This is a genomic window from Flavobacterium psychrolimnae, from assembly GCF_003312425.1.
GTDB classification, from domain to species: Bacteria; Bacteroidota; Bacteroidia; order Flavobacteriales; family Flavobacteriaceae; genus Flavobacterium; species Flavobacterium psychrolimnae.
Window position 1 is genome coordinate 204,356 of record NZ_QNUX01000004.1, and the last position, 16,839, is coordinate 221,194.

The following is a 16,839-nucleotide window of genomic DNA, read 5'->3' on the forward strand; positions in this document are numbered from 1 at the left end:
ATATAGTTCACGGTTAAAGTCATAACTAGGGCGAAAATGACTTAATTTAGCAAAGGAATCCTTTTTTAACACATTCCATATTTTAAATTAAATATTTAGTCCCATGAAAATGAAAATTACAACAACGCTTTTTTTATTTTTTATAGTTCAAATCTTTTTTGCGCAAGAAGTAAAAAATGACACTATAAAAGTTGCTACAAAAACTACTGTCACTACCGTGACAACTACAAATGATACGATTAATGTTACTGCAACTCCAGGTATTGTAAATCCTAAATTGAAAGAGGAAGCAAAATCTTTAAATAGCCAACTCAAATCGGAGAAAAAAGCGTTGAAAGAAGCTAAAAAAAAAGAAAAAGAGCAAAAAGACTTTGAAAAAGAAAAAAACAAGTTCGAAAAGCAGCAAAGTAAAGTTGCCTCAGGCGAAAAATCAGTCCGAAAAATAAAAGATAAATTAGCGGATAGAGAAAAAAATTTAATTCGAAATAAAGAAAAGTTTGAGACCAAAAAATCGAAAGGGCGATTAAATTCTACTCAAATTGAGAAAGAAAATATTAAAATCAGTAAGCAACAAATCAAAATCAACAAACTGGAAGAAGATCTTGAGAAAGCTGAAAAAAAATTAAATAAAGCTAGAGACTAAATTTAAACCACCTTCGGGTGGTTTTTTTATGACTATCTATTTCGTTGCAAATTAGAATCCAATACTTCAATATTTCAAAATTACATTAAACAAAATTTAGTCTTCAATTTACTTCAAAATCCTCCTAAAAAAAAGATTATATTTGCATAAAACAAAGAAAAATGCAACATATCATAGACCGTTTCATCAGTTATGTAGTTATTGATACAGAATCTGACGCCAATTCAGAAACTACACCAAGCACAAAAAAACAATGGGATTTAGCTAATAAACTAGTTGAAGAATTGAAAACGATTGGAATGCAAGACGTTTCAATAGATGACAAATCATATATTATGGCAACTTTGCCCAGTAATGTAGCGCATGAAGTTCCTACAATTGGGTATATTTCACACTTTGACACATCTCCGGATTTTTGTGGTGCGAATGTAAAACCGCAAATAGTCCCGAATTATGATGGTAAAGACATTGTATTAAATGCGGATAAAAACATTATCCTTTCCCCAAATTATTTCAAAGATTTATTGCTTTATAAAGGACAAACTCTAATCACTACAGATGGAACAACCTTATTAGGTGCCGATGACAAAGCCGGAATCACGGAGATTGTTACCGCTATGGAATTCCTTATCAATAATCCTGAAATCAAACACGGAAAAATCAGAATTGGTTTTACACCTGACGAAGAAATTGGTCGTGGCGCTCATCATTTTGACGTAGAGAAATTTGGAGCGGATTGGGCCTATACAATGGACGGAAGCCAAGTAGGAGAATTAGAATACGAAAATTTTAATGCGGCTGGAGCCAAAATAACTTTCAAAGGAAAAAGCGTTCATCCAGGCTATGCCAAAGGTAAAATGATAAATTCAATGTTGATTGCAAATAATTTCCTAAATGAATTGCCTTCTGGAGAAACTCCCGAAGAAACTAAAGGTTACGAAGGTTTTTTTCACGTGCATCACCTAACAGGAAGTATCGAAGAAACTGTTTTGGAACTTATTATTCGCGATCATAACAAGAATAAGTTTGAAAAAAGAAAAGAATTAATTGAAAAAATAACCAAAAAAATCAACAAGAAATTTGCGAAACAATTTGGAGAAGATATAGTTACTGCCGAAATAAAAGATCAATATTACAATATGAAGGAAAAGGTTTTGCCTGTGAAACATATTGTGGATATTGCTGAAAAAGCAATGAAAGAGATTGGAATCAAACCGCTAATAAAACCTATTCGTGGTGGAACTGACGGTTCTCAATTGTCGTACAAAGGTTTGCCTTGCCCAAATATTTTTGCAGGTGGACATAATTTTCACGGGAAATATGAATATGTTCCTGCTGAAAGCATGCAAAAAGCAGTTGAAGTTATTGTAAAAATAGCCGAATTGACTGCGCTAGAAGTAGCTGTTAAAAAATAATATATTGGAATCCTCAAAAGCTACTCATATTTGGGATAAAAATAATAGTTGGTTAAAAGAATTAGCATTTCTAAAATCAATTATTGTCAAAACTGAACTGGTGGAAACCACGAAATGGGGCGGAATTGTTTATGTCCTCAATGGCAAAAATGTAATAGGAATTGGTGGATTCAAAAATTACTTTGCCATTTGGTTTTTCAACGGTGTTCAACTAGAAGACAAAAAACAGTTATTAGTGAATGCACAGGAAGGCATTACAAAAGCATTACGGCAGTGGCGTTTTACATCAAAAGAAGAAGTCAATGAAGCTGATGTCCTGAATTATATAAAGGAAGCGATTGAAAATGAAAAGCAAGGAAAAACGACTAAGCCTGAAAAGAAAACGCCAATTTTATCTGAGTTTTTCCAAAAAGAATTAAAAGCTAATCCAGAATTAGCAGCGGCTTTTCAGAAATTTTCAGTGTACAAGCAATATGAATTCTTGGAGTATATTGAAAGTGCAAAACGAGAAGAAACCAAGCGTTCCCGGATTGAAAAAATCATCCCAATGATACTTGATAAAATTGGTCTTAATGACAAATACCGATAAGATTAAGTCCCATTACTGAAATTTCAGGAATGGGACTTTTTTTATTTAAAAAAAACAAACTTAGCCAAAATTTACTCCAGTAATCAATGCTAAATTAATCTCGGATTTCTGTTCATACACTTTATTTGGCTTACTACATTGTCGTTTCTTCGTACAAATTTAGATTCAAATAAAGAAAAGCTTAACATTGGACAATTGATTAAATCACTATATTTACTTACAATAACTTAACAATTTAATAAAACTAGAAAAAATACTGGTTTTAATAAAGCAAAAACTGACACTAAAAACACAAACTATGATACAAAAAAAAGAAGAGGATGCAACACAACCGTCTCCGGAAAAACCTGAAGTTGTAAAACCAACCCGAACCAGAAAACCAAAAATTATTAACCCTGAAGTAGTACCAGCCGAAATTATCGAACCTGAAAATGAAACTGTAATCACTGAAATTATTGAAGAAACGATAACAATTTCTGCTGAAAGCAACGACGATACTACTGCTGAACCAAGTAAAAAGGACACTAAAAAAGACACTAAAAAGAAGATAAAGATGAAAGATAAAGACAAGAAAAAGGTTAAAAAAGCTGACGCAAAAGAAAAAGCAAAGCAAAAAGCAAAAGCAAAAGCCAAAAAGGCAAAAAAAGCGAAAAAGGACAAAGCGAAGAAAGCAAAAGTAAAAGCGAAGATCAAAGCTAAAAAAGCCAAAGCAAAATCTAAAAAAGCAAAGAAGAATAAAAAGAATAAAAAATAATATTATTCTTTTTTATGCAAAAAAAAAGTCTCAATCCGAATATTTTCCGGTTGAGACTTTTTTTAATTTATAAAATGAAAATTATTTTTTGTTCAAAATAGCACTCATTTCCATAGAAATCGCAGAACGCTCCATTTTCAATTTTCCTGACATCGTTTCTACAACAACCGTTGTATCTGCAAGTTCAGAAACTTTTCCGTGAAGTCCACTTTTGGTGATGATTTTATCACCTACTTTTAGCGTACTTTCAAATTCTTTTTCTTGTTTTGCTTTTTTCTGTTGTGGTCTGATCATAAAGAAATAGATCACCACAAACATTAATATAAACGGTGCAAATTGAGTTAATTGTTCCATAATTTTGATTCTCTTTTTATTTGTTAATTATTACATTAGACCACGACCAGCTTTTATAATTCTTTTGCTGGCTTGTAGTTCTTTTACTAAATTGTCTAAAATTCCGTTGATAAAAATACTGCTTTTTGGTGTAGAATATTCTTTGGCAACCTCTAAATATTCGTTAAGCGTAACTTTTACAGGAATAGAAGGGAATTTCAAGAATTCACAAATTGCCATTTTCAGGATAATGGTGTCAATCTCGGCAATCCTCTCACTGTCCCAGTTAGGCGTTTTATCTACATATTCTTTTGCTAATTCTGATTCGTTAAGTACTGTTTTTCTAAACAAATCTTTCACGAAATCTTTGTCTTCATTGTCTTTATACAATTTTGGAACTCGGAAATTATCATCTTCACCATTCTTAATCGCTTTCAATTGCTTGATAATATGCGTATTCACTAAAGGAATATCATCAACCCAAGTCAATTTATCATCTTCCAGATAGTCATACAATTTCTCGTTTGGAACAATAACTTCCATGAATAAATCAACAATAAACTGTCGGTCTTCCTCAAACGTGTTCACAGCATTACTCATGTATTGCGCATACAATGGACTCGCCTTGATATCATTCAAAAGCAATAAAATATAATCGTCGTTTAAAGTCCAATTATTGATTTTACGGTTTTCCAGAGCAATACTTAATGAATTATTTTCGGAAAGAATTTGAAAAATCCTGTTTTTGATGAATTTTTCGTTGGGCTTGCGTTCCTCAGGAGTTGCAAGATGTTTCAAACTTGATTTATGCAAAAAGACAGTTTCTGTTTTGCAAATTTCAATCAGCGAAGAAAGCATTATAAGGTATAAATCTTGAATATTGTCGATACTGTAAAAAAGGAATTTTTCTTCTTTTTCCAAATTATCTGAACCGCTTTGATGCATCGCATAAATGGACTGCATGACTTTAACGCGAATGTGTCTTCTGTTTACCACCTTGTAAGAACTTTTATTAATTAGGGTGCAAAAATAAGTATTTCATTTTTTAAAATAAAATATATAATCGCTTATTTTATTGTAATCAATCAACAGTACTCAGTGAATGGTACTAAAATATTCACTGAATACTGATAATTGAGCACTGAAAACTATTTTTTACTGTTCTCTATTTTTCTTTGATTGATTCTATTTTGGGCAATAGTCAAAGCAGCGTGATGTGTTGTCATGTTGTTAGCAATGGCAAAATCAAAAATCTCTAGTGTAGTATTATAGATATTTTCTGTTTTACGCATGATTTCCGCTTTGTCATAATGTGCTAATTCAGCGTAAACATTGATGATTCCACCTGCATTAATCAAGAAATCGGGAGCATATAAAATCCCTCTTTCCTGTAAAATTGCACCGTGAACATTCTCATCAGCTAATTGATTATTGGCAGCACCAGCAATTACTTTTGCTTTAATTTTATAAACTGTATTGTCATTTAAAGTTGCTCCCATGGCGCAAGGCGCGTAAATATCAACATCTGCGCTGTACAAATCGTCTCCTCTGAAAATTTCTGCATGGTACTTCGCTCCTACTTCATTCAGTTTTTCTTCATTAATGTCAGCGATAATTACGATTGCTCCTTCTTTACTCAAATAATCAACTAAAGTTTCACCAACATGACCAATTCCTTGAACCAATACTTTCTTGCCACTCAAAATATCAGAACCAAATTGTTGTTTCGCAGCTGCTTTCATTCCTAAATATACTCCGTAAGCCGTAACAGGCGACGGATTTCCAGAACCACCTCTTGATTCAGAAATTCCGGTAACATATGGTGTTACATCTCTAACGATATCCATATCTGCGGTTTCCATTCCTACATCTTCAGCAGTAATATATCTTCCGCTTAAACCGTGTACAAATTCACCAAACTTGCGCATCAACTCCGGCGTTTTTTGCGTTTTTGCATCTCCTATAATCACAGCTTTACCGCCACCAATATTTAATCCTGTAATCGCTGCTTTAAAAGTCATACCGCGTGAAAGACGCAAAACATCATTTAATGCTTCCCATTCATTGGCGTAATTATACATTCGCGTACCTCCTAAAGCTGGACCCATTACCGAATTATGAATACCAATAATTGCTTTTAAACCTGTATCTTTGTCGTTGCAAAATACAATTTGTTCGTGATCATCAAATGATAATTGACCAAAAACGGGATCCATTTTTTGAAGTTCCTTTCCAGTTGTGAAAGCTGCATTCATAGTGTAAGTTTTTATAGTGATAAATTACGAATTCGTCAAAAAGACATTTCAAATTTACATAAAATATAAATATGCATCAACATTTTGTCTGAAATTTGTTAATTCATCAATTAGAGTAATCGAAAATTTATCGGTAAAAATAATAAAAACAAATTTTTAACTTAGAAATAAAATCATTTCAACACAGAATATCATAAAAAATGAAAGAATTACGTTATTTAAATAAATACTTCGTCAAATACAAATACAGTTTCTTACTGGGAATTATTTTTACCATTATTGCACAGATTTTCATGCTTTTCACCCCAAAGTTGATCAGCAAATCTTTCAAGGTAATTGAGGCTTTTGCCAAAGATAAAACCATAGCCAAATCAGTCATTCATGAGGAATTAATTTCGAATATTTTACTGATTATTGCCACAACAATCATTGCCGGATTTCTTACTTTTTTGATGAGACAAACCTTAATTGTCATGTCCCGACACATAGAATTCGATTTGAAAAACGAAGTTTTCCGCCAATATGAGAATTTATCTCAAAATTTTTACAAGCAAAATCGTACCGGAGATTTAATGAACCGCATCAGCGAAGATGTTTCAAAAGTAAGAATGTATGTGGGTCCTGCGGTAATGTACACGATTAATACTGTTATTCGTTTTGCAATCGTAATTGTCTATATGTATAATGTATCCCCAACTTTGACACTTTATACGCTGTTACCTTTACCCATTTTATCGTATACAATTTTCAAGTTAAGTTCCGAAATCAATATAAGGAGCACCATTTTTCAGCAATATCTATCTAAAGTTTCCAGTTTTTCACAAGAAATTTTTTCGGGAATCCGTGTGATAAAGGCATATTCACTGGAAGACCAACATCAAAATAACATGGTAAATTTAGCCAATGAAAGCAAAAGCAAAAGCTTGAATTTAGCCAAAGTACAATCCTTATTTGGTCCTTTAATGTTAGCGCTTATAGGAATCAGTAATTTAGTCGTAATTTATTTTGGTGGTTTAATGTACATCAACGGTTCCATAAATAGCATTGGAACCATTGCAGAATTTATTTTGTACGTCAACATGCTGACGTGGCCTGTAGCTTCACTTGGCTGGGTTTCTTCGATGGTTCAGGAAGCAGAAGCGTCTCAAAAAAGATTAAATGAATTCCTTAAAATTGAACCGGAGATAAAAAATAAAAACGAAAATAAATCCATAATCGAAGGCTCGATCTCTTTCGAAAACGTAAGCTATACATATGAGGATACTAATATCAAAGCGTTGCAAAATATATCTTTCACCGTTAAAAAAGGAGAAACTTTAGCTATTTTAGGGAAAACAGGCTCCGGAAAATCTACCATTTTATCCTTAATTTCCAGAATGTATGATGTAACCGATGGAAAAATAACCATTGACGGAAGTGAAATAAGCAACGTCAATCTTTTTGATTTGCGCAATAGCATTGGTATCGTTCCGCAAGATGCGTTTTTATTTTCAGACAGTATCAAGAATAATATTATGTTTGGTAAGGAGAATGCGAGCATCCAAGAAGTGGAATCAGCAGCAAAAAGTGCCGTTGTTCATGATAACATCATGGGCTTTAATAAACAATACGAAACTGTGTTGGGTGAAAGAGGAATTACACTTTCCGGAGGTCAAAAACAAAGAGTTTCCATTGCCAGAGCCATTATTAAGAATCCTCCTATTTTACTTTTTGACGATTGTTTGTCGGCCGTTGATACGGAGACAGAAGAAGCGATATTGAATAACCTGCACGAAATTTGTAAAGACAAAACAACTATAATTGTAAGCCACCGTGTGTCATCAGCTAAAAATGCTGATAGAATTATAATTATTGATAAAGGACAAATCATCCAACAAGGTTCTCATAATCAATTGATAAATCAAGAAGGGTATTATGCGGCTTTGTATTTGAAACAACTTTCAGAAAAAGAAATGCTATAATTGTTGTATAATACATATTTTTTATAGATTTTTGGGTACTAGTTAACAACCATAAATTGATAGAAAGGATTATGAGAGAACATGACATGTTAGAAAAAGAAGAGATATTTTCTAAAGTTTTAAGGGCTGGAAGAAGAACCTATTTCTTTGATGTGCGAGCAACAAAAGCAGATGATTATTACATTACCATTACAGAAAGCAAAAAATTTACTGAAGAAGATGGATCTTTCCATTTCAAAAAGCATAAAATTTATTTATACAAAGAAGATTTCGCTGCTTTCGCAGAAATTTTAGGAGAAATGACATCTTACGTTTTGAACCACAAAGGCGAAGAAGTAATCTCAGAAAGACACCAAAAAGATTTCAAAAAAGAATATGCATCTGAAAAATCAGATGATGAAATTATACCGCAAACATCAACTTTTACAGATATAGAATTTGATGATATTTAATTTTTAGTTACTTACTTACCAATAAAAAAGTCCAAAAGTCATTTGATTTTTGGACTTTTTTTGTACTTTTCAATAAACAGTAGAAACCACTAAAATGACAGAACCAATCGTGAATGCTGCATGGCTTCAAGCTAATCTAAAAAATCCAAACTTAATACTCCTCGATGCCAGTTTCAAAGAAAATCAATCCAATATCAAAACTGATCTTGAAAATATCCAAATTAAAGGCGCTCGTTTTTTTGACATAAAAAACACGTTTAGCGATAACAATAATACTTTACCCAACACGATTCCGAGTCCTGAAAAGTTTGAATTTGAAGCTAAAAAACTTGGAATTAACAAGAACAGTACAATTGTAGTCTATGACAATTTGGGCATTTATTCCAGTCCAAGAGCATGGTGGTTATTTAAAGTAATGGGACATCAAAATGTTGCTGTTCTGGATGGCGGTCTACCGGAATGGATTAGTCAAAAATATCCCGTTGAATCAATACCGGAAATTCCAAACTATGCTATTGGGAATTTTGAAGCCAAATTTGATCCGGAATTGATCAAAAGCAAAGAACAAATTTTAGAAAACATACAAACTAAAGATTCGGTTCTAATTGATGCTCGCGCTGAAAATCGATTTAAAGGAATAGGCAGTGAACCCAGACCAGGATTACGAAGTGGCCATATTCCCGGCTCCATAAATATGCCATACACACAACTTTTACGAAACGGCAAATTTTTACCAAAAGAAGAATTAGTCAAAATTTTGAAAACCGACGGCAGACCTCTAATATTTACTTGTGGTTCCGGAGTTACTGCCTGCATTGATTTAATTGCGTATGAATTGATTGGTAAAAATCCCAAATCAGTATACGATGGCTCTTGGACAGAATGGGGACAACTGGAAAATCTTCCAATTGAAAATTAAAATGTATTAAAAAAAATATAGAACACCTATTGCTTACCCAATTCGCAATCCATTTTCAATTTTAAAATCTGGCACCAATAAAATCACGTCTCCTTCTTCCCCTACTGCGCCCAAAACCAAGCATTCGCTCATGAATTTACCAATTTGCTTTTTAGGAAAATTGACTACCGCTACGATTTGGCGGTTGAGTAAATCTTCTTTCTGATAACGCTTGGTTATTTGCGCCGATGTTTTTCGGATTCCGATTATGGAACCGAAATCAATTGTTAATTGGTACGCTGGTTTTCGTGCTTCAGGAAAATCATTTATTTCTAAAATGGTTCCAACACGCATTTCTACTCTTTCAAATTCAGTCCAAGTCAGTTCCATTTAATTTTGCTTTAATTTCGAATTATAAAGTTACATTTTACAAAAGAAAAAACTACTCATTATAAGAAGATATTTACTAATTAAAGGAATACTAAACTAATCTGACGTGTTAAATACACGTTAAACGTATTAGAACTAAAAGAAATGAATGTACTTTTGTAATGCGAAATTTAATTTTCATGAAAATCTTTCCAAATACAACACCAACTTGCACCTCTCTTTTTAAAGAGATTTTCGTGCTTGGTGCTAAGTTTTCGCATTCAAAAGCCTTTGTTGATTAGACCTTCGTCTATATAAAAACAAACTACTACTTCGAGACGAAGGTTTTTCTTTACACCATTTATTTAATCTGAAATTTTAAAAGTTCTCTTTTTAAAATTCAATATAATTTAAAAACATGTTTTTAAAAAAATTAGCAGCGCACCAAATTATTTGGGCGTCTACCCTTTCGTTTCTAGTAATCAGCAGTGTATTAATTTATTTCGATTATCTTGATTATTTATTTTTGGCTGTTCCACTTTTATTGGTCTATTTACTGATTTCAGATACTTTTCAAACCAAGCATACCGTTAAAAAAAATTACCCAATAGTGGGTCGATTCAGGTATTTTCTAGAATCATTTCGTCCGGAAATGCGTCAATATTTCTTTGAAGGTGAATTAGACGGAAAACCATTTAATCGCAGACAACGCACAATCGTTTATCAAAGAGCCAAAAATGTAAAGCAAACTATCTCTTTCGGAATGCAGGATGATCCAAACAGAATTGGTTATGAATGGGCGGCGCATTCTATTTATCCAAAAAGAGCCGACAAACAATTTTTCAGGACCACAGTAGGCAACAGCCAGTGTTTGCAACCGTATAGTGCCAGTATTTATAACATTAGCGCCATGAGTTATGGCGCATTGAGCAAAACTGCTATTTCTTCTTTGAATAAAGGAGCTCAAAAAGGTGGATTTGCGCATAACACAGGCGAGGGAGGAATCAGCGATTTTCACTTAGAAGGTGGTGATTTAATTTGGCAAATCGGAACAGGATATTTTGGATGCAGAAAAGATGATGGTACTTTTTCAGAAGAATTATTTACAGAAAAAGCCAACTTACCACAAGTTAAAATGATTGAGTTGAAACTCTCGCAAGGAGCAAAACCTGGACACGGAGGATTATTACCTGGTGAAAAAAACACGCCTGAAATTGCTAAAATTAGAAATATCCAGCCTCACATTGCAGTACATTCTCCTGCCGGACACACTGCATTTTCAAATAGCACGGAATTATTGTTTTTTTTAAAGAAATTAAGACACTTGTCAAATGGAAAACCTGTCGGATTCAAAATTTGTATTGGTCGCCAAGATGAATTTATTGACATCATCAAAGCCATGAAAGAAACAGGAATTGTACCTGATTTTATAACCGTTGACGGAGCAGAGGGAGGAACTGGAGCAGCGCCTTTAGAATTTATTGATTATATGGGAATGGCGCTTTCGGATGCTTTGATATTTGTTTCTAAAACCTTGCGACAATTTGAACTCAGAGATCAAATTAAAATTATGGCTTCTGGAAAAATCATTACTGGTTTTGATATCGCCAAAGCGATTTCACTTGGTGCCGATGCATGTTACAGCGCGCGAGGAATGATGTTTGCGCTAGGTTGTATTCAAGCGCTGCAATGCGATAGTGGCAAATGTCCTGTAGGAATTGCAACCCAAGATAAAGCTTTATACAAAGGATTGGATATTACTGAAAAAAGTGTGCGCGTTGCCCATTTTCACAACAACACACTAAAAGCTTTTGCAGAATTCATTGGAGCTTGTGGATTTGATTCTCCAAAAGCGATTACTCCAGATGTTTTTTACCGCAGAATTGACCATAAAACGAATGAAAGTTTTACATCACTATTTTTTAATGATTTTCAAATTAAAACTAAAACCGAAAAAATAAACTTAAATTAAATCGATATGAAACCAACTCCAGTTTTAACAATTACCGATTATAACATTCTTCGCAAATTGGTAAAAAATGCAAAAGACAGTACAAATATTAGGGAGATTGCCTTACTTACACAAGAATTGGATCGCGCAATCATCAAAAAAGAAGGTGTTCTCGACGCGTCAATTATTCGAATGAATTCTCATGTAACAGTCGAAGACATTAAGACAAAACAGCAAATGAATATTCAAATTGTCATGCCTTCACAATCCAATATAAAAGATGGAAAAGTTTCTATTTTGGCTCCTTTATCCGTGGCTATAATTGGATTTAAAGAAAATGACGAAGTAGAATGGCAATTGCCTGCCGGCATTAAAAATTTAAAAATAATTACCGTAAGCAATACTACAAACGACTAATTATAAACTTTTTTAAACACCTTATTTTATGAAGTTGTTTTTTTTTTCGTTAAACAAAAATCCTTCCTTCTATTTTCAAAAACAAAGAAAGTTACAACTATTTAAACTAATTCTGTAAAACTTTCTGCGTGAAATAGTTATAATTTTACAAAAGGCGAATACTAAAATTCATCTTTAAAATAGTAACTATTATGGAAATGAGTCAAATGAATGACAGCAAAATGCGCAAAGAAAGTAATTCTGGTATAGACTTGTATATTGAGACAGCGCCAAATGTAAAATTATACGTGAAAGATTATGGTCAAGGAAAACCCGTAATTCTTATTCATGGCTGGCCATTATCGAATGAAATGTGGGAATACCAAATTGATGCATTAATACAGAATAACTATAGAGTTATTACCTATGACCGTCGAGGTTTTGGGAAATCATCGCAACCTTGGGATGGATATGATTACGATACTTTGGCTGACGATTTGAAAGCTATTATTGAACACTTAGATTTAAATGATGCTGCGCTAGTTGGATTTTCGATGGGTGGCGGAGAAGTAGTTCGTTATTTCAGTCGTCATGGTGGAAAAGGAATTTCAAAAGCGGTTCTTATCGCATCGGTAACCCCTTTTCAATTACAGACAGATTCAAATCCAAACGGAGTTCCACAAGAGAAATACGACGGAATGGCGGAACTAATTAAAGCCGACCGAATTGATTTTCTGGATAATTTTGGAAAAACATTTTTTGGAGTGAGTTTTATCAGTAAGCCAATCAGTACTGCTTTATTGGATTATTACAGAATGCTGTGCTCTTTTGCTTCACCTCGTGCAACTTTGGAATGTGCCGTATCATTTTCAACAACCGATTTTCGCTCAGAAATGGCAGCTATAAATGTTCCAACCTTGATTATTCATGGGGATGAAGACAAAACTGTTCCTATTGAAATTACGTCTGAAGTAGCGGCGAAATTAATTCCCAACAATAAATTTATCGTTTATCAAGGAGCGCCACACGGATTATTTTATACCGAAAAAGACAGATTAAATGAAGATTTAGTAGCATTTTTAAACTCATAAAACAAACAGTCAATTGTATTTACAAACATTGATGAATTTACTTTAAGGCATAAAAAAACCCAAAACTTACGTTTTGGGTTTTTAAATTTATAGAAATAGTTTAAACTATTTTACTTCCATTAATTCTACATCAAAAATCAAAGTAGCGTTTGGTGGAATTGCTCCTCCAGCACCACGAGATCCATATCCTAAATCCGATGGAATCACGAAACGTGCTTTGTCACCTACGCGCAACAACGCAATTCCTTCATCCCAACCTTCGATAACCTGACCTTGACCCAATCTGAATTCGATTGGTTTTTTTCTTGGATACGATGAATCAAAAACTTTTCCGTTCTCTAATGAACCTTCATAATGAACAGATACTGTTTTTCCGCTTTCTGCTTTTTTACCTTCACCTCTTTGGATGAATTGGTAACGCAAACCGCTTTCAGTTTTCTCAAAACCGGCTGCTAATTTTTCCATAGCTGCTTCAACTTCCGCTTTTAGAGCTGCATCACGTTTGTTACGAGATCCTTTGAAAGTGATGAAAGCCTCAATTGCATTCCAGTTTTTAGCTTCTTCACCTTCTCTGATGATTTCCAAAGATTCTAAAACATCTCCTTGCTCTATAGCATCTACCACATCCTGACCTTCTACAACATGACCAAAAACAGTATGTTTGTTATCCAACCAATCTGTTGGAATATGCGTGATGTAGAATTGAGAACCGTTTGTTCCAGGTCCTGAGTTAGCCATTGCCAAAACTCCCGGACGATTGTGCTTCAAACTTGGGTGAAATTCATCATCAAATTTATATCCTGGATCTCCAGTTCCTGTTCCTTGCGGACAACCACCTTGAATCATGAAGTTAGGAATTACTCTGTGGAATTTTAATCCGTCATAAAATTTAACCCCTTGTGGTTTTACTTTATTTTCTAAGTTTCCTTCAGCCAATCCTACAAAGTTCCCAACTGTTCCAGGAGTCAAATCGTGTGTTAGTTTTACTAAAATAGCACCTTTTGTGGTGTTGAATTTAGCATATATTCCGTTTTCCATTTTTGTTTAATTTTTATTGAAAGGCAAATTTACGAAATTAATTTTAAAAAGGGAATTTGGGGATTCGTTGATTTGGGAATTTGCGAATTGTTTAGAAATAGGTTTTTGGTGTAAATAGATTTGCTGCAAAATGAACAGTTTATTAGGCAGTATGAAGTTTTATAGCTTAGCGAATTTGCTAATCCGAGCGAACTGAGTATTCTACGTTATTATAAAGGTTTTTCGCAAATTCAAAACATCATTTTACTGAAAACCCAAAAGCTTTAACTACACGGAATTATGAGCCGTTTTACTCTTGACCAGCTATTTTCCTAACTTGTGGGTCGACCAGTTTAGGATCAAGCTTATCTGTAATTTTAAGATATTTTCTTAAACTATCTTTTTGCGCGTAATAAGCATAAGCACTTGTCAACGACCCATAATTTTTTGCATTATTAGGATCTAACTTTAAAGAGCTTTTTAAATTTATAATGGTTAAGTCGAGATATTCAACTTTTTTAGTTTCGAAAAATAACTGCCCATAACTTATAGACATGCTTTCGTAAACTTTTGCATTATTAGGGTTTAGCTTTATTGATTTTTCGAATAACGAAATTGATTGCTTTAATTCATGTTTCATTCCCATAAGATTTCCAAATCCCCAATAAATTTCAGCATTATTTTTATCGAGTAACCAAGCTTGATTAAATCTTTTCATTGAAGTTTCAGGCTCATTATTATAAAAATATCCCCAAGCTTTTTCAACATATTTCTCAGCAGCTTCTTTTCTACTTTTAAATTGTTTGTCACATTCGGCAAGAAATTCAATATCACTTTTGATTTGTTCGTCGCATTTTTTTGCTTCGCCATACATCGGAAGCAAATTGATGCCTTCCGGACAATCTTGTTTATATGAGCAATTAAGTAACATAATCGCAGAAAAAAGCATTGTATTTCTTATTATATTTTTAATCATTGTTTCTTTATTTATACAATTTGGAAAATGGCTTATGACGTCAGTTCGTCTAAAAATCTCTAAACGGACTCTATTTACTTACTTAGTGGATAAATATATGTGATTTAAACTACAATTAAAATTCTTGCTGTAAAAGTCATTTTATTTGTCTCCAAAAAAAAGAGGACACTAAATCCTCTTATAATTCTCTCTCATAATTTTACGAAAACTTGATAGTTTTTGCGAGTTACCGGTTCACTAATAAAAACTGGACAGGCTGTTCAACATGGGTTTAATTGTTCGTGCTTCGCACGCAACGAAACTCGATATATTTATACTAGTCGCTTATAATTTTAACATTATCCCATGATGCGGATCATTTTTTCTTTGCAAAAATAGTTGAGAAATCTTATCTTGAAAATAAATTTCAAAAGCTCCTATTATTTCAGCATTAAAATTCTGTGTATCGACAGATGTTATTTCTATTAAATTACGTTTATACTTCCACAAATAATTTTCTTTTTTAGCATTTGAATAAATCACTTCTAAAGTTTGATTGTCTTTAAATTCAAATGATACAACGTCAGCATATTTTGTCAAGGTAACTGTAACTATTACTCCATTTTTTTCAGCATATTCAAATTGTTTTAATTCCCACTTATGAATTAATTTATTTTGTGAATTTTTCTCAATTGAACTTTGTCCAAGACAAGTTGAAATTGTTAAGAGTAAAGCTATAATTAATGTTTTCATAAATTTCTATAATTAAGTATTAGATTCTGGAATTCTCAGATTTCCTAAGGCAACTACTGGAAAAGTTACTGATAGTAAAGTCAATTTCGGATTAATTTCAGTTTTATCTATCGGATTTGCTGAATCTTCCAAATACAAAACCAACTTTACATAAAGCCTAAACCCGCCATATTCCCAAACTGCGGTTGGCAGATTGTTGCTTTATTCATACATATATCCTTGATATAAAGTTCGATATTGCTTTTCAACTGCTTTAAAATCTGTTGGTGATTTTTCAATTGGCAATGTTCTACAATAATAAACAACTTCATTTCGTTCAGAATCTAAAATAATTGTAAACAGCGAAAAACTTGATTTAATTGGTACAGGTGCATACATTCCAAGTGTTAAAATACCAACTCCAATTCCTTTCGCAACTTGGTTTCCATAATTGCCTTTCTTTCTGCCAAATCCTGTTGTAACTGAAGCCATAGCAAAACGTTGTTTGTTAGCTTTCATTATTGAATCAATTGTCGGTGTCAATTTCACTCCTTCCAATTTTTTAGTACTCATTATAGTTTGAATTAAAAAACTTAATTCGTTATTAACTTTTATGTTGTTTTTCAATCCATTCACGTCAATTATTTTTTCAATTTTAAAATCGTTATTATTTCTAATAACTGAATCTAAAAGCACTTTTGAAATAGAAGATAAAGAATCATTTAAAACACTTTTATTTCCTTTTTCAATTAAACTTACATAAGAGAATGGAGCAAAATATTTAATTTCAGTAATTTCAGTTGCATTTACATTTTTGCTAATATATTTATTTGTTGCGCAAGATGTTAAAACTAATGTTATTCCAATTCCAATAAGTAATGTTAATTTTTTCATTTTTTTATTTCTTTTGTTTTCTGTTCTGGGGCAATATCTGCCAAAGTTCGGCTACTACAGGGGTTTGGGACTAAATTAAGCCCTATTCTCGGAGTTGACAAATCATCACAAATACAAAACCAACTTGCCATTAA

General features: G+C 32.9%; 18 protein-coding genes. 10 read left to right on the top strand and 8 right to left on the bottom strand.

All coding sequences use genetic code 11. The features are described from left to right. The first annotated feature begins 103 nt into the window (after positions 1-103). The 4 genes from DR980_RS06245 (at position 104) to DR980_RS16240 (ending at position 3,401) form a co-directional block, all read left to right on the top strand. Positions 104-643: a hypothetical protein gene (locus DR980_RS06245; RefSeq protein ID WP_113634391.1), complete on the top strand. Its 540-nt coding sequence runs from the start codon at positions 104-106 to the stop codon at positions 641-643. Between the two features lie 161 nt (positions 644-804). Next, positions 805-2,058: a peptidase T gene (gene pepT / locus DR980_RS06250; protein WP_113634392.1), complete on the top strand. Its 1,254-nt coding sequence runs from the start codon at positions 805-807 to the stop codon at positions 2,056-2,058. A 4-nt stretch (positions 2,059-2,062) separates the two neighbouring features. Continuing rightward, on the top strand, positions 2,063-2,647 hold the full coding sequence (locus DR980_RS06255; protein WP_113634393.1) for a YdeI/OmpD-associated family protein: 585 nt from the start codon (positions 2,063-2,065) through the stop codon (positions 2,645-2,647). Between the two features lie 298 nt (positions 2,648-2,945). Further along, positions 2,946-3,401, top strand: a complete 456-nt coding sequence (locus DR980_RS16240) for a hypothetical protein (RefSeq protein WP_146779222.1) — start codon at positions 2,946-2,948, stop codon at positions 3,399-3,401. A gap of 81 nt (positions 3,402-3,482) precedes the next feature. Here DR980_RS16240 and yajC read toward each other — a convergent pair whose 3' ends face one another. From yajC to DR980_RS06275, 3 genes are all read right to left on the bottom strand, one after another. Continuing rightward, positions 3,483-3,755 carry a preprotein translocase subunit YajC gene (gene yajC, locus DR980_RS06265; RefSeq protein WP_113634394.1) on the bottom strand — a complete coding sequence of 91 codons (273 nt, stop codon included), beginning with the start codon at positions 3,753-3,755 and terminating at the stop codon, positions 3,483-3,485. 30 nt (positions 3,756-3,785) lie between these two features. Continuing rightward, entirely contained in the window at positions 3,786-4,697 is a 912-nt protein-coding gene (gene nusB, locus DR980_RS06270) for a transcription antitermination factor NusB (protein ID WP_113634434.1), read from the bottom strand. 185 nt (positions 4,698-4,882) lie between these two features. Beyond that, positions 4,883-5,989 (bottom strand): Glu/Leu/Phe/Val family dehydrogenase, encoded by a 1,107-nt coding sequence (locus tag DR980_RS06275; RefSeq protein ID WP_113634395.1) that lies wholly within the window; start codon positions 5,987-5,989, stop codon positions 4,883-4,885. A gap of 200 nt (positions 5,990-6,189) precedes the next feature. On the opposite strand from DR980_RS06275, the gene DR980_RS06280 reads away from it, so the two are divergent. The 3 genes from DR980_RS06280 to DR980_RS06290 all read left to right on the top strand — a co-directional run bounded on the left by DR980_RS06280 (position 6,190) and on the right by DR980_RS06290 (position 9,321). Continuing rightward, positions 6,190-7,950 carry an ABC transporter ATP-binding protein gene (locus tag DR980_RS06280; protein ID WP_113634396.1) on the top strand — a complete coding sequence of 587 codons (1,761 nt, stop codon included), beginning with the start codon at positions 6,190-6,192 and terminating at the stop codon, positions 7,948-7,950. Between the two features lie 71 nt (positions 7,951-8,021). Beyond that, complete coding sequence (locus DR980_RS06285; protein WP_099715976.1) at positions 8,022-8,402, top strand: PUR family DNA/RNA-binding protein; 381 nt, start codon at positions 8,022-8,024, stop codon at positions 8,400-8,402. Between the two features lie 94 nt (positions 8,403-8,496). Further along, positions 8,497-9,321 (top strand): sulfurtransferase, encoded by an 825-nt coding sequence (locus DR980_RS06290; RefSeq protein ID WP_113634397.1) that lies wholly within the window; start codon positions 8,497-8,499, stop codon positions 9,319-9,321. 33 nt (positions 9,322-9,354) lie between these two features. Here the strand turns inward: DR980_RS06290 and DR980_RS06295 are convergent, their stop codons facing one another. Then, positions 9,355-9,690: a tRNA-binding protein gene (locus DR980_RS06295; RefSeq protein ID WP_113634398.1), complete on the bottom strand. Its 336-nt coding sequence runs from the start codon at positions 9,688-9,690 to the stop codon at positions 9,355-9,357. Between the two features lie 397 nt (positions 9,691-10,087). Between DR980_RS06295 and DR980_RS06300 the strand changes: the two genes are divergently transcribed. The 3 genes from DR980_RS06300 (at position 10,088) to DR980_RS06310 (ending at position 13,107) form a co-directional block, all read left to right on the top strand. Next, on the top strand, positions 10,088-11,641 hold the full coding sequence (locus DR980_RS06300; protein WP_113634399.1) for an FMN-binding glutamate synthase family protein: 1,554 nt from the start codon (positions 10,088-10,090) through the stop codon (positions 11,639-11,641). Positions 11,642-11,647: 6 nt separating this feature from the next. Next, positions 11,648-12,037 carry a GreA/GreB family elongation factor gene (locus DR980_RS06305; protein ID WP_113634400.1) on the top strand — a complete coding sequence of 130 codons (390 nt, stop codon included), beginning with the start codon at positions 11,648-11,650 and terminating at the stop codon, positions 12,035-12,037. Positions 12,038-12,228: 191 nt separating this feature from the next. Beyond that, positions 12,229-13,107, top strand: a complete 879-nt coding sequence (locus DR980_RS06310) for an alpha/beta fold hydrolase (protein WP_317047922.1) — start codon at positions 12,229-12,231, stop codon at positions 13,105-13,107. A gap of 105 nt (positions 13,108-13,212) precedes the next feature. Here DR980_RS06310 and DR980_RS06315 read toward each other — a convergent pair whose 3' ends face one another. The 4 genes from DR980_RS06315 to DR980_RS06330 form a co-directional block, all read right to left on the bottom strand. Then, positions 13,213-14,145 (bottom strand): peptidylprolyl isomerase, encoded by a 933-nt coding sequence (locus DR980_RS06315; protein WP_113634401.1) that lies wholly within the window; start codon positions 14,143-14,145, stop codon positions 13,213-13,215. A gap of 289 nt (positions 14,146-14,434) precedes the next feature. Then, on the bottom strand, positions 14,435-15,100 hold the full coding sequence (locus DR980_RS06320; RefSeq protein ID WP_113634402.1) for a tetratricopeptide repeat protein: 666 nt from the start codon (positions 15,098-15,100) through the stop codon (positions 14,435-14,437). Positions 15,101-15,424: 324 nt separating this feature from the next. Then, positions 15,425-15,832 (bottom strand): hypothetical protein, encoded by a 408-nt coding sequence (locus DR980_RS06325; protein ID WP_113634403.1) that lies wholly within the window; start codon positions 15,830-15,832, stop codon positions 15,425-15,427. A 201-nt stretch (positions 15,833-16,033) separates the two neighbouring features. After that, a complete protein-coding gene (locus DR980_RS06330; protein WP_113634404.1) occupies positions 16,034-16,705 on the bottom strand; it encodes a hypothetical protein in 672 nt (223 codons plus the stop codon). Positions 16,706-16,839: the final 134 nt, after the last annotated feature.

What these genes read in the sequence shown, in the direction of transcription:
- DR980_RS06245 (WP_113634391.1), top strand. Translation starts at nt 104, where the DNA reads ATGAAAATGAAAATTACAACAACGCTTTTTTTATTTTTTATAGTTCAA.
- pepT (WP_113634392.1), top strand. Translation starts at nt 805, where the DNA reads ATGCAACATATCATAGACCGTTTCATCAGTTATGTAGTTATTGATACA.
- DR980_RS16240 (WP_146779222.1), top strand. Translation starts at nt 2,946, where the DNA reads ATGATACAAAAAAAAGAAGAGGATGCAACACAACCGTCTCCGGAAAAA.
- yajC (WP_113634394.1), bottom strand. Translation starts at nt 3,755, where the DNA reads ATGGAACAATTAACTCAATTTGCACCGTTTATATTAATGTTTGTGGTG.
- nusB (WP_113634434.1), bottom strand. Translation starts at nt 4,697, where the DNA reads ATGCAGTCCATTTATGCGATGCATCAAAGCGGTTCAGATAATTTGGAA.
- DR980_RS06275 (WP_113634395.1), bottom strand. Translation starts at nt 5,989, where the DNA reads ATGAATGCAGCTTTCACAACTGGAAAGGAACTTCAAAAAATGGATCCC.
- DR980_RS06280 (WP_113634396.1), top strand. Translation starts at nt 6,190, where the DNA reads ATGAAAGAATTACGTTATTTAAATAAATACTTCGTCAAATACAAATAC.
- DR980_RS06285 (WP_099715976.1), top strand. Translation starts at nt 8,022, where the DNA reads ATGAGAGAACATGACATGTTAGAAAAAGAAGAGATATTTTCTAAAGTT.
- DR980_RS06290 (WP_113634397.1), top strand. Translation starts at nt 8,497, where the DNA reads ATGACAGAACCAATCGTGAATGCTGCATGGCTTCAAGCTAATCTAAAA.
- DR980_RS06295 (WP_113634398.1), bottom strand. Translation starts at nt 9,690, where the DNA reads ATGGAACTGACTTGGACTGAATTTGAAAGAGTAGAAATGCGTGTTGGA.
- DR980_RS06300 (WP_113634399.1), top strand. Translation starts at nt 10,088, where the DNA reads ATGTTTTTAAAAAAATTAGCAGCGCACCAAATTATTTGGGCGTCTACC.
- DR980_RS06305 (WP_113634400.1), top strand. Translation starts at nt 11,648, where the DNA reads ATGAAACCAACTCCAGTTTTAACAATTACCGATTATAACATTCTTCGC.
- DR980_RS06310 (WP_317047922.1), top strand. Translation starts at nt 12,229, where the DNA reads ATGGAAATGAGTCAAATGAATGACAGCAAAATGCGCAAAGAAAGTAAT.
- DR980_RS06315 (WP_113634401.1), bottom strand. Translation starts at nt 14,145, where the DNA reads ATGGAAAACGGAATATATGCTAAATTCAACACCACAAAAGGTGCTATT.
- DR980_RS06320 (WP_113634402.1), bottom strand. Translation starts at nt 15,100, where the DNA reads ATGATTAAAAATATAATAAGAAATACAATGCTTTTTTCTGCGATTATG.
- DR980_RS06325 (WP_113634403.1), bottom strand. Translation starts at nt 15,832, where the DNA reads ATGAAAACATTAATTATAGCTTTACTCTTAACAATTTCAACTTGTCTT.
- DR980_RS06330 (WP_113634404.1), bottom strand. Translation starts at nt 16,705, where the DNA reads ATGAAAAAATTAACATTACTTATTGGAATTGGAATAACATTAGTTTTA.